The 18,525-nt window shown below is 45.2% G+C and carries 18 protein-coding genes and 1 rRNA gene; 18 read left to right on the top strand and 1 reads right to left on the bottom strand.

Annotated elements, in window-relative coordinates; genetic code table 11:
* The first annotated feature begins 203 nt into the window (after positions 1-203).
* The 12 genes from rrf to rsmI all read left to right on the top strand — a co-directional run bounded on the left by rrf (position 204) and on the right by rsmI (position 11,399).
* Positions 204-319 (top strand): 5S ribosomal RNA (gene rrf, locus BN1080_RS00250).
* 136 nt (positions 320-455) lie between these two features.
* The gene (locus tag BN1080_RS00245) at positions 456-1,883 is read left to right on the top strand and encodes an aminotransferase class I/II-fold pyridoxal phosphate-dependent enzyme (RefSeq protein ID WP_199876562.1); all 1,428 of its coding nucleotides are present in this window, start codon (positions 456-458) and stop codon (positions 1,881-1,883) included.
* A gap of 16 nt (positions 1,884-1,899) precedes the next feature.
* A complete protein-coding gene (gene ppx, locus BN1080_RS00240) occupies positions 1,900-3,468 on the top strand; it encodes an exopolyphosphatase (RefSeq protein WP_407674793.1) in 1,569 nt (522 codons plus the stop codon).
* Positions 3,469-3,560: 92 nt separating this feature from the next.
* Entirely contained in the window at positions 3,561-5,675 is a 2,115-nt protein-coding gene (locus BN1080_RS00235) for an RNA degradosome polyphosphate kinase (RefSeq protein ID WP_052649534.1), read from the top strand.
* A 122-nt stretch (positions 5,676-5,797) separates the two neighbouring features.
* Positions 5,798-6,433 carry a dTMP kinase gene (gene tmk / locus BN1080_RS00230; protein WP_052649533.1) on the top strand — a complete coding sequence of 212 codons (636 nt, stop codon included), beginning with the start codon at positions 5,798-5,800 and terminating at the stop codon, positions 6,431-6,433.
* Between the two features lie 94 nt (positions 6,434-6,527).
* Positions 6,528-6,857 (top strand): cyclic-di-AMP receptor, encoded by a 330-nt coding sequence (locus tag BN1080_RS00225; protein WP_052649532.1) that lies wholly within the window; start codon positions 6,528-6,530, stop codon positions 6,855-6,857.
* Positions 6,858-7,247: 390 nt separating this feature from the next.
* A complete protein-coding gene (gene holB, locus BN1080_RS00220; RefSeq protein ID WP_052649531.1) occupies positions 7,248-8,240 on the top strand; it encodes a DNA polymerase III subunit delta' in 993 nt (330 codons plus the stop codon).
* 4 nt (positions 8,241-8,244) lie between these two features.
* Positions 8,245-9,057, top strand: a complete 813-nt coding sequence (locus tag BN1080_RS00215) for a PSP1 domain-containing protein (protein ID WP_052649530.1) — start codon at positions 8,245-8,247, stop codon at positions 9,055-9,057.
* Between the two features lie 10 nt (positions 9,058-9,067).
* Positions 9,068-9,427 carry a DNA replication initiation control protein YabA gene (yabA, locus tag BN1080_RS00210; protein ID WP_052649529.1) on the top strand — a complete coding sequence of 120 codons (360 nt, stop codon included), beginning with the start codon at positions 9,068-9,070 and terminating at the stop codon, positions 9,425-9,427.
* A gap of 112 nt (positions 9,428-9,539) precedes the next feature.
* The gene (locus BN1080_RS00205) at positions 9,540-10,277 is read left to right on the top strand and encodes a tRNA1(Val) (adenine(37)-N6)-methyltransferase (RefSeq protein WP_052649528.1); all 738 of its coding nucleotides are present in this window, start codon (positions 9,540-9,542) and stop codon (positions 10,275-10,277) included.
* Positions 10,264-10,533 (top strand): GIY-YIG nuclease family protein, encoded by a 270-nt coding sequence (locus BN1080_RS00200; protein WP_052649527.1) that lies wholly within the window; start codon positions 10,264-10,266, stop codon positions 10,531-10,533. The genes BN1080_RS00205 and BN1080_RS00200 overlap by 14 nt, the downstream gene beginning before the upstream one ends.
* Positions 10,530-11,399, top strand: a complete 870-nt coding sequence (gene rsmI / locus BN1080_RS00195; protein WP_052649526.1) for a 16S rRNA (cytidine(1402)-2'-O)-methyltransferase — start codon at positions 10,530-10,532, stop codon at positions 11,397-11,399. Before BN1080_RS00200 ends, rsmI begins: the two co-directional genes overlap by 4 nt.
* Positions 11,400-11,462: 63 nt before the next feature.
* On the opposite strand, the gene BN1080_RS00190 is transcribed toward rsmI, so the two are convergent.
* On the bottom strand, positions 11,463-11,747 hold the full coding sequence (locus tag BN1080_RS00190) for an AbrB/MazE/SpoVT family DNA-binding domain-containing protein (protein WP_199876640.1): 285 nt from the start codon (positions 11,745-11,747) through the stop codon (positions 11,463-11,465).
* Between the two features lie 326 nt (positions 11,748-12,073).
* Here BN1080_RS00190 and metG point away from each other — a divergent pair, with 326 nt between their 5' ends.
* From metG to veg, 6 genes are all read left to right on the top strand, one after another.
* Positions 12,074-14,041 carry a methionine--tRNA ligase gene (gene metG, locus BN1080_RS00185; protein ID WP_052649524.1) on the top strand — a complete coding sequence of 656 codons (1,968 nt, stop codon included), beginning with the start codon at positions 12,074-12,076 and terminating at the stop codon, positions 14,039-14,041.
* Between the two features lie 212 nt (positions 14,042-14,253).
* Positions 14,254-15,021 (top strand): TatD family hydrolase, encoded by a 768-nt coding sequence (locus BN1080_RS00180; RefSeq protein WP_052649523.1) that lies wholly within the window; start codon positions 14,254-14,256, stop codon positions 15,019-15,021.
* 144 nt (positions 15,022-15,165) lie between these two features.
* Positions 15,166-16,437 (top strand): G5 and 3D domain-containing protein, encoded by a 1,272-nt coding sequence (locus BN1080_RS00175; RefSeq protein WP_052649522.1) that lies wholly within the window; start codon positions 15,166-15,168, stop codon positions 16,435-16,437.
* Between the two features lie 106 nt (positions 16,438-16,543).
* On the top strand, positions 16,544-17,101 hold the full coding sequence (gene rnmV / locus BN1080_RS00170) for a ribonuclease M5 (protein WP_052649521.1): 558 nt from the start codon (positions 16,544-16,546) through the stop codon (positions 17,099-17,101).
* Positions 17,101-17,979, top strand: a complete 879-nt coding sequence (gene rsmA / locus BN1080_RS00165; RefSeq protein WP_052649520.1) for a 16S rRNA (adenine(1518)-N(6)/adenine(1519)-N(6))-dimethyltransferase RsmA — start codon at positions 17,101-17,103, stop codon at positions 17,977-17,979. The genes rnmV and rsmA overlap by 1 nt, the downstream gene beginning before the upstream one ends.
* A gap of 160 nt (positions 17,980-18,139) precedes the next feature.
* Positions 18,140-18,403 carry a biofilm formation stimulator Veg gene (gene veg, locus BN1080_RS00160; RefSeq protein WP_052649519.1) on the top strand — a complete coding sequence of 88 codons (264 nt, stop codon included), beginning with the start codon at positions 18,140-18,142 and terminating at the stop codon, positions 18,401-18,403.
* Positions 18,404-18,525 lie beyond the last annotated feature (122 nt).

Raw genomic sequence — 18,525 nt, 5'->3', positions numbered from 1 at the left:
CCGTTTCCCATTGCGCAAGCAAGTAAGATCCCTCAAAGACGATGAGGTAGATAGGTTCGAGGTGGAAGCGTGGCGACACGTGCAGCTGACGAATACTAATCGATCGAGGACTTAACCAACTTTGTTTACGGAAACCAACGGTTTCACCCGTTTCAATGTCGCCTATCCAGTTTTGAGTGAACAAGTCACTCTGAAAAAAAGAGTCCAGTGATGATGGCAAAGAGGCCACACCCGTTCCCATCCCGAACACGGAAGTTAAGCTCTTTTGCGCCGATGGTAGTTGGGGGTTTCCCCCTGTGAGAGTAGGACGTCGCTGGGCCCTGAATCAGTCGTTACCGTAGCCGGTAACGGCTTTTTTTGCGTTCATTTATCTGCTTGAATGAAACTGTCTGCTTAAAAAGAAGTGAAGAATTTCTGTATAATGGAGTCTATTAAAGCAAATAAGGATGGCGATTATGACACAGCGAAAACCTTTAGTAGAAGCGTTAACCGAATTTCAGCGGAAGCGGCCCATTTCTTTTCATGTGCCTGGGCATAAAAATGGATTGCTTTCAGAGCTTCCAGCCGACTTTAAACAAGTACTTCCATATGATATGACAGAGCTCACCGGCTTAGACGATTTGCATTATCCTGAAGAAGTAATCAAAGAAGCTCAGCAACTGTTAGCAGAAACTTATGGCGCGGAGCATAGTTTTTTCTTAGTAAATGGTTCCACTGTTGGAAATTTGGCGATGATTTATGCAGTTTGCAGCGAAGGAGACCAGGTAATCGTTCAGAGAAATTCGCATAAATCCATTTTTCATGCCTTGGAGTTGACCAAAGCACGTCCCGTTTTTATCTCGCCTGAATGGGATGGCACTTCATTGACTGCTGGAGGAGTAAGGTTAACGGATGTCGAAGCGGCGATTCGAGAATATCCAAAAGCCAAGGCTGTAATTCTCACCTATCCGAATTACTACGGAATGGCGTCAGCCGAAATGGAAGGAATCATTGAATTGTGCCACGAAAAAGGAATGCCGGTATTGGTGGATGAAGCTCATGGAGCGCACTTTCAGCTGGGGCCGCCCTATCCTTTATCCTCTTTAGCGATGGGTGCAGATGCGGTCGTCCATTCCGCACATAAGACATTGCCGGCTATGACGATGGGGTCGTTTCTGCATGTTCAAGGACCGTTGCTTTCCGCGGAGAAAATAAGAAAGTATTTGCGGATGCTTCAATCCAGCAGCCCGTCATACGTCATTATGGCATCGTTGGATGATGCCAGGGCCTACCTGCAAAACTACTCGCAGCCGGACAAGAAGAATTTTGCTGAAAAGCGCAACCAATTCATAGAGAGTTTGAAGGGTTTGCCGAATCTAGAAGTTTACGAAGCTGACGATCCGTTAAAGTTGATGCTTCGTGTGCCGCATCATAGCGGTTATCAATTAAAAGAACTATTCGAGCAGGAAGGCATTCATGCCGAGCTGGCCGATCCTTACCAGGTCTTATTGATTTTGCCTTTATTGAAGTGGGGGCAGGACTTTTCGTTTGCAGAAGTGAGAAGCCGAATTAAAAAGGCTTTGGAGAAATTAAAAGAAGTACCGCACAATGCGGCAAATGTGACGGTGCAGCCTCAGGAGGCGTTGAGTACGTTAGAAGCAACGTTTGCTGAATTGGAGACTGAAGGGGAATGGATTTCTTATACGAAGGCTCAGGGGCGTATATCGGCAGCTATGATTGTGCCTTATCCGCCTGGAATTCCGCTCGTATTGGCAGGAGAGAGATGGAGCACCGATAAATTAAAGAGTTTGCTGGACTATTTGGCAGCCGGTGCACAAATTCAAGGAGAGCACAGGCTTTCTGAAAAATTAATTCGGGTGCTTCCTGAAAAAAGCCGTCGATGAATGCTTAAAAATGGGTATGGAGGAGTATAAGAAATCCTACAGTCAGGAAGTGATGGTCATGATGAGCGAGGAAAAGTATGCGATTGTGGATATCGGTTCTAACACGATGCGATTGGTGATCTATACGCGGGATAAGAGCGGAAGATTGACGGAAAGCGAAAACGTCAAGGCAGTGGCACGCCTGCGCAATTATTTGACGGCGTCTGGTGCAATGGGAAGTGAAGGGATTGACGTCCTGGTACATACTTTGCAGAGTTTCCAGGAAGTCACACGGCATCATCAGTTGCAGGAAGTGAAATGTGTAGCTACTGCAGCGATTCGCCAAGCCAATAACCAGCAGGAAATCATTGAGCGGGTAGAAGAGGAGACCGATTTCTCGATCCGTATTTTATCGGAATACGAAGAAGCCAATTACGGTTTTTTGGCAGTCGTCAATTCAACCCCTTTTAGAGATGGGATAACCGTGGATATTGGCGGGGGCAGTACTGAGATTACATTTTTCAAAAATCGCAAATTGATTTATTTCTATAGTTTTCCGTTCGGGGCGCTGTCCTTAAAACAGCAGTTCATCAAAGGCGATATGCCGACGAAAGATGAACTGCGAAAGCTGCGGAAGTTTTTGCAGGAGCAATTTGAAAGTTTGCCTTGGCTAGCGGATAAGAAATTGCCGTTGATCGGCATTGGAGGCAGTGCCCGAAATCTGGCGCAAGTTCACCAGGAGTATATCGAATACCCGGTTGCCGGCATCCATCAATACATGATGTCCATCCATGAGGTTAAAAAAATGAACGAGATGCTGCTGTCTTTGGATTTTTCCGATGTCCAGAAAGTAGAGGGCCTTTCCAAAGACCGGTCCGACATTATCATTCCAGCCGTTGAAGTCTTTTCTTGCCTCATGGATTTAATCAAAGCCGAAACCTTTGTCTTGAGCCGAAAAGGGCTGAGAGATGGAGTGTTTTATGAAGAATTGACGAAAGACTTCGAGCTGTCCATTTTTCCGAATGTGATGGAAGAAAGCTTTTATGAGCTTGCGAGTGATTATGACATCAATTTGACGCATGCGACTCATGTCAGTACCCACGCGTTGATGATTGCACATGAATTGGAAAGAATCGGGCTGCTTGAATTAGATGAAGAAGACTTGAAATTCATCCGTCTTGGCAGCGCTTTGTATAATCTAGGCACGTATATCGATGCGGAAGCGAGCAACCAGCATACGTTCTATTTGCTGGCAAACCGGACCATCGACGGACTGCTCCATAAAGAGCGCCTGACGGTCGCTTTGATTGCTTCTTTTAAAAATAAAGAAGTATTTAAACGGAATGCGGCGCTTTACCAGGAATGGTATTCAAAAGAAGAGTTGGCCAAGTACAGCCTATTTGGTGCCATTGTCAAACTTGCCTATAGTTTAAACGCGACAAAACGCAATATTATCGAATCCGTCCATGTCGAACCGGCTAAAGACGGTTTATTGTTTCAAGTCGAATGCACGCAGGACTGGAAACCGGAACAATACCAAGCTGAAAAACAGAAAAAACACTTGGAGAAGCAATTAAAGAAAAATATCGATTTTCAGTTTACATGATCTTAGCAATCGAATCAGCCTTTAGGCAGCAACCCCTAATTTCAACGTACTAAAATTGAAGGAGCGGCAAATTGCAGATAAAGGTGGCGGTGATGGTGAAAACGATAAACAAGCAGGAGGAAGAGTTGAATAGCCCTTCTTACTATAATAACCGGGAGCTTAGCTGGTTGGCTTTCAATGAGCGGGTGTTAATGGAAGCGCTGCATAAGCGAAATCCGTTACTCGAGCGCTTTAAGTTTTTAGCCATCTTCAGCTCAAATCTGGACGAATTTTTCATGGTCCGGGTAGCGGGGCTGCAGGATCAAGTGAAAGTGGGCTTCAGCAAGCCGGAAAATAAAGCCGGGATGTCCCCGAGGCTCCAATTAAAAGAAATTGCGAACAAAACCCACCAATTGGTGAAGCTGCAGCATGAGACCCTTCAAAATGTGCTTATTCCGGCTATGAAGCACGAAGGGGTCAAGTTCTTTAAAATGGAAGAATTGAATCCTCAGGACTTGGCATTTGTCGAGCGTTATTATGATGAACAGATTTTCCCGGTGTTGACGCCTATGGCTATTGACGCTTACCGGCCGTTTCCTATGCTTCTCAATAAAAGCATCAATTTGGCAGTCGTTTTGGAAGACCGGAATGAAGAGGCAGAAATCCGCTATAAGACGGCGATTGTCCAAGTTCCTTCCGTTATTGACCGTTTAGTGCAGTTGGATGCCAAAGCGGGAAAAGAACGCATCGTTTTGCTCGAGGACATCATCAGCCACTTTATCGGGAAGCTGTTTCCGGGCTTTGCCGTCAAATCGGTATCGGCCTTCCGGATTACCCGAAATGCCGATATGACCATCCACGAAGAAGGCGCACGTGATTTGCTGAAAGAAATTGAAAAAGAGCTGAGAAAGCGCAAGTGGGGGGCAGCGGTCCGCCTGGAGATTCAAAAAGAGAGTTTTGACCAAGAGCTGCTGCCGTATTTAATGGATGAACTGGAAGTGCAGAAAAAGGATGTCTATGAAATCCAAGGTCCGCTTGACCTGACCTTATTTTTCAACTTTTATAAAACGATGCAGAAAACCCACGAAAAATTAATCTATACCGCCCGTATTTCCCAGCCGTCGCCTGACCTCGCCTTCAATGAAAACATCTTTTTGAAGGTGATGGAAAAGGATCTCTTTCTCCATCATCCGTATCAGTCTTTCGAGCCGGTCGTCGAATTCGTTTCAGGAGCTGCTGATGATCCGGAGGTACTGGCGATCAAGCAGACCCTTTACCGGGTAAGCGGGGATTCTCCTATTATCAAAGCGTTAAAGCGGGCGGCGGAAAAAGGCAAACAAGTGATGGTGCTGGTCGAATTGAAAGCCCGTTTTGATGAAGAAAACAACGTGCAATGGGCAAGGGAACTCGAACAGGCAGGATGCCATGTAATTTACGGAATGACCCATCTGAAAACCCACAGCAAAATTACGCTTGTGGTGAGAAAAAGAGGCGATCACATCGAGCGCTTTGTTCATTTAGGCACCGGAAATTACAATGACCAGACGGCTAAAATCTACACGGATATGAGTTTATTTACATCGAAAAAAGAATTTGGCGTGGATGCGACGAACTTCTTTAATTATTTAAGCGGGTATACGGAAAAGCCGGAATTCCATCACCTTTCCGTTGCACCTTTTACGATCCGGTACGACTTTATCCAAATGATCGAAGATGAAATCGAATTTCAGCGGAAACATGGCAATGGCCGCATTATTGCCAAAATGAATTCGCTGACGGATAAAGCGATTATTAAGAAGCTCTATCAAGCTTCCATCGCGGGTGTCCGAATCGACTTGATCGTAAGGGGTATTTGCTGCCTTCGTCCAGGAATCAAAGGGGTGAGCGAAAACATACGGGTGATCAGCATTGTCGGCCGGCTGTTGGAGCATAGCCGCATCTATTATTTCCACCACAACGGCAAAGAAAAGGTGTTTTTGTCTTCAGCCGATATGATGACCCGCAATATGGAGAATCGCATCGAAATCCTTTTTCCGATTTTCGAGAATGAAATCAAAAACCAAGTAAAGCATATTTTGGATGTGTCGCTGCGGGATAATGTAAAGGCCAGAGAACAGGATGCGCATGGCCGCTACCACTACGTAGAACGGAAAAAAGGCGACCCCGAAATCAATAGCCAGCTTGTGCTATACAATGAAGCTTACCAAGTGGCAGAAGATGAAGAGTAGCAGAGAAGCAGATGTGCCGGACATCTGTTTTTTCTTTTAGGCACAAGGCTTACAATGTATTAAGCGGCTCCTTTCCTGTATAGTGAAAGGAGTAGAACATGAGGAAAACGGGTGAATGAATAGTGGGTTATTTGATTACATTAGAAGGCGGGGAAGGCTCGGGCAAAACGACGGTCTTGAAGCTGGTGGCGGAAGCGCTGCAGCAGCAAGGCTTTGAAGTCGAATGCACTAGAGAACCGGGCGGCATTGAAATTGCCGAACAGATCCGCCATGTCATTTTAGATAGCAAGAATACGAAAATGGACGGCCGCACGGAAGCTTTATTGTATGCGGCTGCCAGAAGACAGCATCTGGTCGAAAAAGTCATTCCGGCGTTAGATGCCGGAAAAATTGTTTTATGCGACCGCTACATAGACAGCAGTTTGGCGTACCAAGGGCATGCGAGGGGGCTCGGCGTTGCGGAAATCTATTCCATCAATAAATTCGCCATCGACGACTACATGCCGGATTTGACCTTGTATTTTGATGTCGAGCCGGAAATCGGCCTCAGCCGTATCCAGAAAGACGACGGCCGGGAAGTGAACCGCCTTGACTTGGAGTCGATGAAATTCCATCTGGCGGTCAGAGAAGGGTACCAGATGTTGGTGGAAGCATACCCGGAACGCATCCAAGTGATTGATGCGGCTCAGGAATTGGCGCTTGTGTTTGAAGACGCTTTGGAGAAAGTACAAGCTTTTGTCCAGAAGCCGGAAGCTTAGACAACGGCTTTAAAATGTGCGGAATGCTATCTTATGAAGTTTACAATTCATGGTATACTACTTATAGAAAGACTATAAAAAGGAGTGAGTGCTGATGAAACTCGTCGTAGCAGTTGTGCAGGACCAAGACAGTAACCGATTATCCAACGCTTTAACCAAAAATGATTTCCGGGCTACAAAACTTGCCAGTACAGGAGGGTTTTTGCGCTCAGGAAATACCACCTTTTTGATCGGGGTGGAAGATGGCCTTGTGCCGAAATTGATGGATTTGATCCGCGACAATTGCCGTTCACGTGAACAAATGGTTGCGCCGGTATCGCCGATGGGCGGAAATGCCGATTCTTATATTCCGTATCCGGTAGAAGTGGAAGTAGGCGGAGCCACTATTTTCGTCTTGCCGATCGAGCAATTCCATCATTTTTAAAAATTATTAATTAAATCCACGGTTGCCATATAAGTTGAACTTAAGAATTAGCTTTTACACACCGCTTCGGTCGCTCTGGGCAAAGCTCCCGCAATAAGCCGAGAAGAGCACTCGTCTTATTGCTCCGCTCAGCCCGGGGACGCGCCGGCGCTAAGAGACACCTTGATATGGAGCAAAACAGCGGAGACTCCTGCGGGACCAGCGAAGTGCTGAGATCCACTCGGGCGTCTAGCCCGAGTTAGCTTAGCGCGAGCCCGCGGAAAGCGTAGCTGTTTTGTGGAATATCAATTAGTAAAACTATTTAGTTCATCTTATATAGTCAACTATTATACAAGACACCCGTGCTCCATTCGGAACACGGGATTTTTTACAGAGGCTGAAGGTGAAAATGTGCAGAAGACAATTGAAGAGTTTCAAGAAATGCAGCCGGTCGTGATGAAAAGGCTGCAGGGCGCCTATAAGAAAGATCGATTGGCTCATGCCTATCTGTTCGAAGGCCCTGCAGGTTCCGGATTGACCGAAATCACACATTTTTTCGTGAAGCTTTTGCTTTGCGAAACTCCTTTAGAAAATGTTCCATGTGAAACATGCCGAAGCTGCCAGCTTTATAATTCCGGCAACCATCCGAATATTCTCTTCGTAGAACCGGATGGCCAAAACATTAAAATCGATCAAATCCGGGAATTGATCTTCAAGATGAATAAAACAGGCTTTAGTTCCGGCCGTAAGATATATGTGATCCAAGAAGCAGACCGTATGAATAATTCTTCTGCCAATGCGCTGTTAAAGTTCCTGGAAGAACCCGAATTCAACGTCACGGCAATTTTATTGACGGAACGGTTGAATGCCATCATGACGACGATCCGTTCCCGCTGCCAGCTCGTATCTTTCCAGCCGCTATCCAGGCAAAAAATGATGGAGAAGCTGGTGCAGGATGGCATGACCGCTTCAATGGCGGCGACAGTCAGCATGTTGACGCAAAGCACAGAAGAAGCGGTTCAGCTTGCTTCAGATGAAGATTTCATCCAACAGCGCAAGAGTGTGTTAAAATTAGTCGATGTTGCCAGCCAGAATGTCCACGAGGCGCTTTTATTGCTTCAATCGGATTGGCTTCCTTTATTTAAAGAAAAAGAGGATGCCGAAAGAGGGCTGGACATGTTATTATTTGCATATCGGGACATTGCTTCAGTGAAAGCAGGTCTTGAGACGGCAAGAACATATCCAGACATGGAAGAAACTTGGAAGCAGATGGCGTTGCAGCGTTCGTTTAACGTGTTGTCTAAGCAATTGCAGGCTGTTTTGCAAGCGAAGCAGCAATTGCCGCGCAATATGAACCGAACTCTGTTGATGGAGCAATTAATGCTGAATCTGCAGGAGGGGTAAGCGAGTGTATAACGTAATAGGTGTCCGCTTTAAAAAAGCGGGTAAAATATATTATTTTGACCCAGGGGAATTTGTGATCCAAAAAGACGATTACGTCATCGTGGAAACTGCACGGGGCGTTGAATACGGCAAAGTCGTGGTGCCGACCAAAACGGTTGAAGAACACGATGTCGTCTTGCCGCTGAAGCAAGTAGTGCGCGTAGCAAGCGACCGCGACCGAAAGCAGGTAGAAGAGAACCGCCTGGAAGCGAGCCGTGCGTTTGAGATGGGAACGGAAAAAATCGAAGAGCATCGCCTGGAAATGAAATTGGTCGATGTGGAATATACCTTTGACCGCAATAAAGTCATTTTCTATTTCACGGCTGAAGGCCGCGTCGATTTCCGCAACTTGGTAAAAGATTTGGCTTCCATTTTCCGGACACGCATTGAATTGCGCCAAATCGGCGTACGGGATGAAGCGAAAATGCTTGGCGGCATCGGTCCATGCGGCCGCATGCTTTGCTGTTCCACATTCCTTGGCGATTTCGAACCGGTGTCGATCAAAATGGCGAAAGACCAAAACTTATCGTTGAATCCTTCGAAGATTTCGGGGTTGTGCGGCCGTTTGATGTGCTGCTTGAAATACGAAAACGACGAATACGAAACAGCGAAAAAAGAAATGCCGGATGTAGGCGCGCGTGTATCGACGCCGGACGGAGACGGCCGCGTCGTCAGCATGAATATTTTAGAGCGCGTTTTGAAAATCCGTCTTTCTGAGCAGGAACAGACATTAGAGTATGCATTAAGTGAGATCATGGGCCAAGGAACGAGAGCGTGAGGTGGTTTAAGTGAAAGAAAAGAACTTTTTAGACACGGTGATGGATTTTGAGCAGCAGCTCGAATCGATGCAAGAACAATTTCGCGAGTTGAAAGCAGTAGTGGCCCATACAATGGAAGAGCATCATGCCCTGCAGCTGGAGAATCATCATCTGCGCGCACGGCTGGATGAGCTTCACAAAGCGGTGCCTGAAACAGCGGCAGTGGATCCGGTGAAATTGAAAAAAGCAGTCATGGATATCGGGGAAGGCTACGACAACTTAGCACGCCTTTACCACGAAGGGTATCATGTCTGCAATGTTCATTTCGGCAGTTCCCGAAAAGGCGACGATTGCCTGTTTTGTTTATCGTTCTTAAACAAACAAAATTAACATGCCATTTTAACCGAAAGGCTTCCGACACTTCGTGTGGCGGCAGCCTTTTGTTATTAAATAAGAAAATAGAGGAACGAGATTTGCGTTTTCTTTAGAGGAGTGGAAACAAATGTTGATGGATGATGAACGGCTCGATTATTTATTGGCAGAAGATTTACGGATTATCCAGAGCCCTTCGGTGTTTTCGTTTTCGTTGGATGCGGTGCTCTTAGCGCGGTTTGCTTATGTGCCGTTAAAGCGCGGAAAAATCGTCGATTTGTGTACGGGAAATGGCGCGATTCCCTTGTTTTTAAGCGCCCGTACGGAATCGTCGATTGTCGGCGTGGAGCTGCAGGAGCGGCTTGTCCATATGGCACGCAGAAGCGTCGCGTATAATAAACTGACGGAACAGATCGAAATCATCGAAGGCGACGTCAAAGAAATTCCTGCCCGCTTGGGAATCGAAAAATACGATGTGGTCACTTGCAATCCGCCTTATTTTCCAGCCCATGAAATGAGCGATAAAAACATTAGTGAACATATGGCCATTGCCCGCCATGAACTTCATTTAACGTTGGATGAAGCCGTGAATGCGGCCAGCAAATTATTGAAGCAAGGCGGAAAAGCGGCGTTCGTCCATCGTTCGGGAAGGCTGATCGACATCATTTCTGCCATGCGGGCGAACCGGTTAGAGCCGAAACGCATTCGCCTCGTGTACCCGAAAGAAGGAAAAGAAGCGAATACGCTATTGATCGAAGGCATCAAAGACGGCAAACCCGATTTGAAAATTCTGCCGCCGCTGATTGTCTACAACTCCAAAGGCGAATATACAGAAGAAGTGAGAGCGCTGCTTTATGGAGACAACTGATCATTACTTCTATGTGTTGGAATGTGCAGACGGTTCCTATTATGCCGGCTACACGAACGATTTGGAAAAGCGTTTGTCAGCCCATAATGCGGGAAAAGGCGCAAAGTACACCCGGGCAAAAGGGCCGGTGAAAATGATTCACTATGAACGGTTTGACACAAAACCGGCGGCCATGAAAGCGGAATATGCGTTTAAGCAATTGGCGAAGCCGAAGAAAATCCGGTATATTGCCGAAAAGAAAGGGGAGGGCCAATGAAATCCCAAAAAAGTTTTTTGGAAAACAAAGCCACGCTTTATCTCGTTGCCACGCCCATCGGCAATTTGGAAGACATGACAGTGCGGGCGATCCGTATTTTAAAAGAAGTGGACATCATTGCGGCAGAAGATACGCGCAACACGAAACAGCTGTGCAATTATTTTGACATCCAGACGAAGCTTGTCAGCTACCATGAACATAACCAGGAGAGCGGAGGCTTTAAAATTTTGTCGTATTTGCAGGAAGGCAAATCGGTTGCGTTAGTCAGCGATGCCGGCATGCCTTGCATTTCTGATCCAGGGGAAGACGTCGTTCGCCGAGCAGTGGCAGAAGACTTTCCGGTCGTGCCGGTACCGGGAGCCAATGCCGCGCTCAGTGCGTTGATTGCTTCCGGCATTTCGCCGCAGCCATTTCTTTTTTATGGTTTCCTATCCCGCAATAAAAAAGAGCGGCAGATTGAACTTGAAGTGCTCTGCCAAAAACAAGAGACGCTCATTTTTTATGAAGCGCCGCATCGTTTGAAGGAAAGCTTAAAATCGGTGCAAAAAGCTTTTGGGGAGGACCGGAAGATCGTCATGGCACGCGAAGTGACCAAAAAGTTTGAAGAGTTTCTGCGCGGTACGGTAGGGGAAGCTGCCCTATGGGCGGAAGAGAATACAATCCGCGGCGAGTTTTGCATTATAATAGAAGGAAACGATTCGCCGGACGTAGAAATTCAAGAACAATGGTGGGAATCCCTGTCGATTTCCGCGCATGTCGAAGAATTGATGAAGAAGAAAGAACTTTCGTCAAAAGAAGCCATTAAAGAAGTCGCGGTCGAGCGAAAAATGTCGAAACGCGATGTGTACCAAGCGTATCATGTCTGATAAAAACAGCGCCAAAAGCAAAAAACCGAAACGCCAGATGCGTTTCGGTTTTTTCTAAATGATTTATTTTTTGAGGTTGCTCTGAATCTCATTTACGAGCATTTCAGCGCCTTCTTTGCTCAAAATCAGCTTACCGCCAACAAGTTGCATGTTTTCATCGGAAACTTCTCCGGTAACAGCGCAAGTCATATTTGGTAAGTATTTTTTCAAGATAATTTTGTCGTCGTCTACGTAAATTTCCAAAGCGTCTTTCTCAGCAATTCCTAATGTGCGGCGCAATTCAATTGGAATAACAACGCGGCCTAATTCATCAACTTTACGTACAATTCCTGTCGATTTCATAATAATAGTCTCCCCTCAATTTTGTCGGACGTTTTCGTCAAAATTCGACATTTACCACTTCCTGTCATAAATCATACCAACTACTGGCAATTTGGTCAATAAAAAACTATCGAAATCATAATAAAATTCGTTAATTTGTGACGTGAATTTGATATATTTTTTCATTTTTTTATTCTATTTTTAAAAATTCTTTTTTAGAGGTCAAATTTGCCTTTTTTCATGGAATAATTTGTATTTATTTTGTCGAAAAAGGGTGAAGGAATTGAAAGATTGTACAAAATTGTCGACTTCGTTAAAATAAGAACTATACAAAGAAACTGGAGGAATTTTTCGTGACTGCTAAAAACAAAACATTTTACCTCACCACACCTATTTATTATCCAAGCGGAAAATTCCATATCGGCACGGCTTATACGACCGTAGCGTCCGATGCAATGGTCCGTTACAAACGCTTGCGCGGTTTTGACGTCCGGTTTTTGACGGGAATGGATGAGCATGGCCAAAAAATTGAAGAGAAAGCGCAAGAAGCAGGACTAGCGCCGCAAGAATACGTCGACAACATGGCAGCAGCAGCCAAAAACGTCTGGTCGATCATGGACATCACGTACGATGATTTCATTCGTACGACGGAAGACCGCCATAAAAAAGGCGTCGAAAAGATTTTCCAGACGTTCCTCGACAATGGCGATATTTATAAAGGGGAATACGAAGGCTGGTACTGCACGCCGTGTGAATCGTTCTATACCGAAGCGCAACTAGTAGACGGCAAATGTCCGGATTGCGGACGTCCAGTCCATAAAGTAAAAGAAGAGTCGTACTTCTTTAATATGAAGAAATACGCCGACCGCTTATTGGATTACTATGAAAATCATTTGGAATTCATTGAACCGGAATCACGGAAAAATGAGATGATCAACAACTTCATCAAGCCCGGCCTGGAGGATCTTTCGGTTTCCCGTACTTCCTTTGACTGGGGCATTCCAGTGCCTGGAGATCCAAAACACGTAATCTATGTTTGGGTGGATGCGTTATCCAACTACATTACGTCTCTTGGCTATGGATCCGAAGACGATTCGGCATTCAATAAATACTGGCCGGCAGATGTGCATGTGGTCGGAAAAGACATTGTCCGCTTCCACACAATCTATTGGCCGATTTTCTTGATGGCACTCGATTTGCCGTTGCCGAAGAAAATCTTTGCACACGGCTTTATCATGATGAAAGACGGCAAAATGTCGAAATCAAAAGGCAATGTCGTTTATCCGGAAATGCTTGTTGAACGCTACGGCTTGGATGCTACTCGCTATTTCCTTTTGCGTGAGCTGCCATTCGGCTCGGACGGCGTCTTTTCACCGGAATCATTCGTGGAACGCACCAACTATGACCTAGCGAATGACTTAGGGAATCTCTTAAACCGCACAGTTTCGATGATCAATAAATACTTCAACGGGGAAATTCCGCAAATTCAAGGACAAGTAACAGAATTTGACGGCGTTTTGCAGGAAGTGGCGAAACAGACGGTTGAAACGTATGAACAGCATATGGAAAAAATGCAGTTCAGCATGGTCTTAAGCGAAGTTTGGGCGTTGATTTCCCGTACGAATAAATACATCGATGAAACGCAGCCATGGGTCCTGGCCAAAGACGAAGCGCTAAAAGGCCAATTGGCTTCTGCCATGGCGCATCTGGCAGAAAGCTTGCGCATGACAGCGGTAATGCTGCAGCCGTTCTTGCCAAATGCTCCTAAACAAATCATCGAGCAATTAGGTCTGACAGAAGAAGCGTTGGCATGGGAAACGTTGGACAGCTTCGGCAACATCCCTGCAGGCACCAAAGTGGTTGCCAAAGGAACGCCGATTTTCCCGCGTCTTGAAGTAGAGCCGGAAGTGGCTTACATCCGTGACCAAATGCGCGGAGATACGGCTCCTGCAGAAGCGGAAGAAACAATAGAAGAAACTCCGGAAGTGCCGGATGTTCCAGAGATCACAATCGATGATTTTATGAAAGTCGATTTGCGTGTCGGAACCGTTACGGCGTGTGAGCCGGTGCCGAAAACATCGAAACTGTTAAAGCTGCAGCTGGATATGGGCTATGAGCAGCGCCAAGTCGTATCCGGGATTGCTGAGCATTACAAACCCGATGAATTGGTCGGCAAAAAAGTGATTGTTGTGGCGAATTTAAAACCGGTTAAACTTCGTGGAGAATTGTCGCAAGGCATGATTCTCGCCGGAGAGAAAAACGGCTATTTAACATTGGCGGAAGTCGATCAAAAATTGCCAAACGGTGCCCAAATTAAGTAAACTGAAAGCATGTTTGAAGAACAAAAAAATAATAAAATGGTCTGTTTATTGATGCAGACCATTTTTTATTTTGGCTTAAATTGGTCCATATTTATCAGGTAAAGCTCATTTTGATATCGAAAAAACATGTTTTGTTATACAAATGTAATATTGGTGTGAAGAAAGAAACAGGATAAACCATTAAAATAAGGATTAATGTGAGGAGAATGAATATGTTTATTGATACCCACGTACATTTAAACGCAGATCAATACGATGAGGATTTGCAAGAGGTCATTGACCGTGCATTAGAAAACAATGTTACAAAAATGATTGTCATCGGCTTTGAGCGCCCGACAATTGAACGGGCCATGGAGTTAACGGAAACATACGAGTTTATATACGCGGTAGTAGGCTGGCATCCGGTCGACGCGATCGATTGTACGCCTGAGGATTTACAGTGGATTGAAGAATTGGCAGCCCACCCGAAAGTGGTCGGCATCGGCGAAACCGGTTTGGATTACCATTGGGACAAATCGCCAAAAGATGTGCAACAAGATATTTTCCGGAAGCAGATTCAATTGGCTAAGAAAGTGAAGCTTCCAATTATTATCCACAACCGGGAAGCGACAGAAGATGTTTTGCGCATCTTGAAAGAAGAGAAGGCAGAAGAAATTGGCGGCGTGATGCATTGCTTCAGCGGCAGCGTCGAAACGGCCCGTGAAAGCATTGACATGAATTTTATGATTTCGTTAGGAGGTCCTGTAACTTTCAAAAATGCCAAAAAGCCGAAAGAAGTGGCTGAATTGATTCCGATCGAACATTTGATGATTGAAACGGATGCCCCTTACCTTGCGCCGCATCCTTACCGCGGCAAGCGAAACGAACCTTCTTATGTGCCGCTTGTGGCCGAAGAAATTGCCCGTTTAAAAGGGCTGACGGTAGAAGAAGTAGCTGAAAAAACAACCAAGAATGCAGAGCATTTCTTTAATTTGAAATAAGAAGCCCGAATACTCAGCAGGATGATTTTTTTCTTGCTGAGCCCTTATTTGGGAAAAATGTAGCGATCGTCCCTAAAAGCCTTTATGTTGACACGTTGAATTCGAGACTATATAATCACTCAAGTGAATGAGGAGGAGTTATTTTTGACAGAAAAAGCAAATAATAGTAAGTCCGTAAATGCGTTTAAAGGAAAATCTTTAGTTGTGGCGATCGCTACTGTATTACTTTTTGCTGCTGTTTTGACGTTTGCTATTTATGAAGGAACGAAAAACACGGTAACCATGACAGCGAATGGAAAAACGACAGAAGTGAAGACGCATGCGGACTCCGTAGGAGCATTTCTTGAAGAACAAGAAATCCAAGTCAGTGAACATGATTATTTAAGCCAACCCAAAGATGCAGCCATCGAAGAGGATGTAGCCATCGAGTGGGAACAGGCAAAAGAATATAAAGTCGAAGTAGACGGCAACAAGCAAACTGCTTGGACAACCGATAACACAGTGGAAGCGATTTTAGCAAAAGCGGACATTGAAGTAACGGAGCACGATAAAGTATCACCTGCATTAGAAGAAGAAGTAGATGCGGATACAGCGATTTCTGTAGAAAAAGCATACGAGGTGACAATCCTTGATGGTTTGGAAGAGAAAAAAGTATGGTCCACTTCGACTACGGTCGCTGACTTTTTAAAACAGCACAAGATTTCTTTAGGCGAACTTGACCGGGTTGAAAATGGAATGGACGAAATGGTCGTTCCAAATTCGAAAGTAAAAGTAGTTCGCGTCGAAAAGGTCACCGATGTAGTTGAGGATTCTGTAAAATTCGCTGAAGAAACGAAGAAAGACGATTCGCTTCTAAAAGGGAAAAAGAAACTTGTTCAAAAAGGTGAAAACGGCGTCGTTGCGAAAACGTACGAAGTTGTAAAAGAAAACGGCAAAGAAGTAAAACGCGTGTTGAAAAAAGAAAAAACGGTAAAAGAACCGAAGAAACATGTAGTTGCTGTTGGAACAAAAGTGATGGTAGCAAGCGTTTCACGTGGAGCAGATTCCAAAGCTCCTGCTAAGAAAGCTTCTTCCAACCAAGCAGTCGTCAAAACAGCTGCTGCAACTAATGCAGCGCCATCAGGCGGCAAAGAGTTTTATGTATCTGCCACTGCCTATACGGCCAGCTGTGCAGGATGCTCCGGCATTACGGCTACCGGCATCAATTTAAAAGCCAATCCTGGCTTAAAAGTAATTGCGGTGGATCCGAGTGTGATTCCGTTAGGCTCAAAAGTCTGGGTTGAAGGCTATGGCTATGCGGTCGCCGGCGACACAGGCGGTGCGATTAAAGGGAATAAAATCGACCTATTCGTTCCAAGCCAGTCCGATGCATTGGCTTTCGGACGAAAGCAAGTGAAAATTAAGGTCCTTAATTAGTATAGAAGGATTTTCTTTAAAGGCTTTCCCTACCCGGGAAAGCCTTTTACATATCCAGGCGGCTGCGTGTAAAATGGAACAAGATAGGCAGGAAAGAGGAAGACGAATGAAGATTAATGAAATCATTGTAGTAGAAGGCAAAGACGACACCGTGGCTATTAAGCGGGCAGTGGATGCAGATACCATCGAAACGAATGGCTCAGCTATTTCAAAAGAGACGCTGCAGCGCATTCGCCATGCCCAGGATAAGCGCGGCGTCATTGTGTTTACAGATCCGGATTATCCAGGGCAGCGAATCCGTGCTATTATTGAAGAACATGTGCCGCAAGTGAAGCATGCATTTTTGGCGAAAGAAAAGACCATTGCGAAAAACGGCAAAGGGCTTGGCATTGAACATGCATGTGATGAAGACATTCGAGAAGCATTATCGGCCGTTTACACGCCGCGGGAAAAAGACAGTGCGATTGAGATTACAATGGAAGACTTGATCGATGCCGCACTTGTTGCACATCCTCAAGCTAAGATACGCCGAACACGAATAGGCGAGCTTTTGCAGATTGGCTATACGAATGGAAAACAGCTTCAAAAGCGGCTTCATATGTTCGGGATTACAAAAGCGCAATTTATCGAAGCGGTACAAGCGGTAAATCAGGAGGAACTTTAATGACTAAAGATATTGCAACCCCCATTCGAACCCAGGAAATCATGGCCAAATACGGCTTGAAAGTAAAGAAGAGCTTGGGCCAGAACTTTTTGATCGACCCGAATATTCTGCGGAAAATTGTGGGACAGGCAAATTTGACGAAAGAATCAGCGGCCATTGAAATCGGGCCAGGCATCGGGGCCTTAACCGAGCATTTGGCAAGAGACGCGGGGAAAGTGCTGGCATTTGAAATCGACCAGCGGCTTTTGCCAGTCCTTGAAGATACGTTGTCGCCTTATGACAATGTGGCCATCGTCCATTCCGATGTGTTGAAAGCAGATGTCCTTGCAGAAATTGAAAAAGAATTGGCTGGCTATGAAGACATCATGGTTGTCGCCAACTTGCCTTACTATGTCACGACGCCGATCATTATGAAACTATTGCTTGAAAAATTGCCGATCCGCGGACTGGTTGTTATGCTGCAAAAAGAAGTGGCAGAGCGCATCACTGCAAAACCCGGAAGCAAAGCTTATGGATCTTTGTCGATCGCGATCCAATACTACACAGAAGCGGAAATGGCTTTAACGGTGCCGAAAACGGTCTTCATGCCGCAGCCGAATGTGGATTCCGCCGTTATTCGGATGATCAAGCGTCCGGAACCGCAAGTCAAAGTCATCGATGAAGACTTTTTCTTTACTGTGACAAGAGGTTCTTTCGTCCAACGGAGAAAAACCATTTTAAACAACCTTCAATCGGCGATGCCGCTTGGCAAAGAAAAGAAAGAATTTATTTTGAAAGCATTGGAAGAAGCGGGAATCGAGCCATCGCGCCGAGGAGAAACCTTGACAATCAAAGAATTCGGTCTGCTTTCTGACAAGCTTTATGCCTATTTCAAGTAATTTGATTGCTTGTTACAATATTGGCACATGAACCCTTTAAAAAAGATATTTCGAATAAAAAAATATTGACAGTAACTATGCAACGCTGATAAAATATTAAATTTGCTTGACAAAATAGTCGTATTTTGCTATAATTTATTTATAGTGAGGTGTAGACAAGATGCCCAAAACTTTGGCGGATATTAAAAAATCGTTAGATCTGCATTTAGGGAAACGATTGATTTTGAAGGCAAACGGAGGACGCAAGAAAACGGTGGAACGTGCCGGAATTTTGCGGGAAACGTATCACTCCGTGTTCGTAATTGAGCTTGATCAAGATGAGCATGCATTTGAACGTGTGTCTTACAGCTACGCAGACATCCTGACAGAGGCAGTAGAAATTACTGTTTATGAAGGAACAGAAGAAGAACTTGTTGTTAGATAATGAATTCATATTTATATTTTGTAAAATCCACACTTGTTGATTTCAACGAGATCGTGGATTTTTTTGTTTTTACAAGGAGAGCTGATTTCTGATTTTCTTAATTCTTCCTATTCGGGCCGCTT

Source organism: Planococcus massiliensis, from assembly GCF_000821325.1.
GTDB classification, from domain to species: Bacteria; Bacillota; Bacilli; order Bacillales_A; family Planococcaceae; genus Planococcus; species Planococcus ruber.
This window is presented reverse-complemented; position numbering and strand designations above follow the sequence as displayed.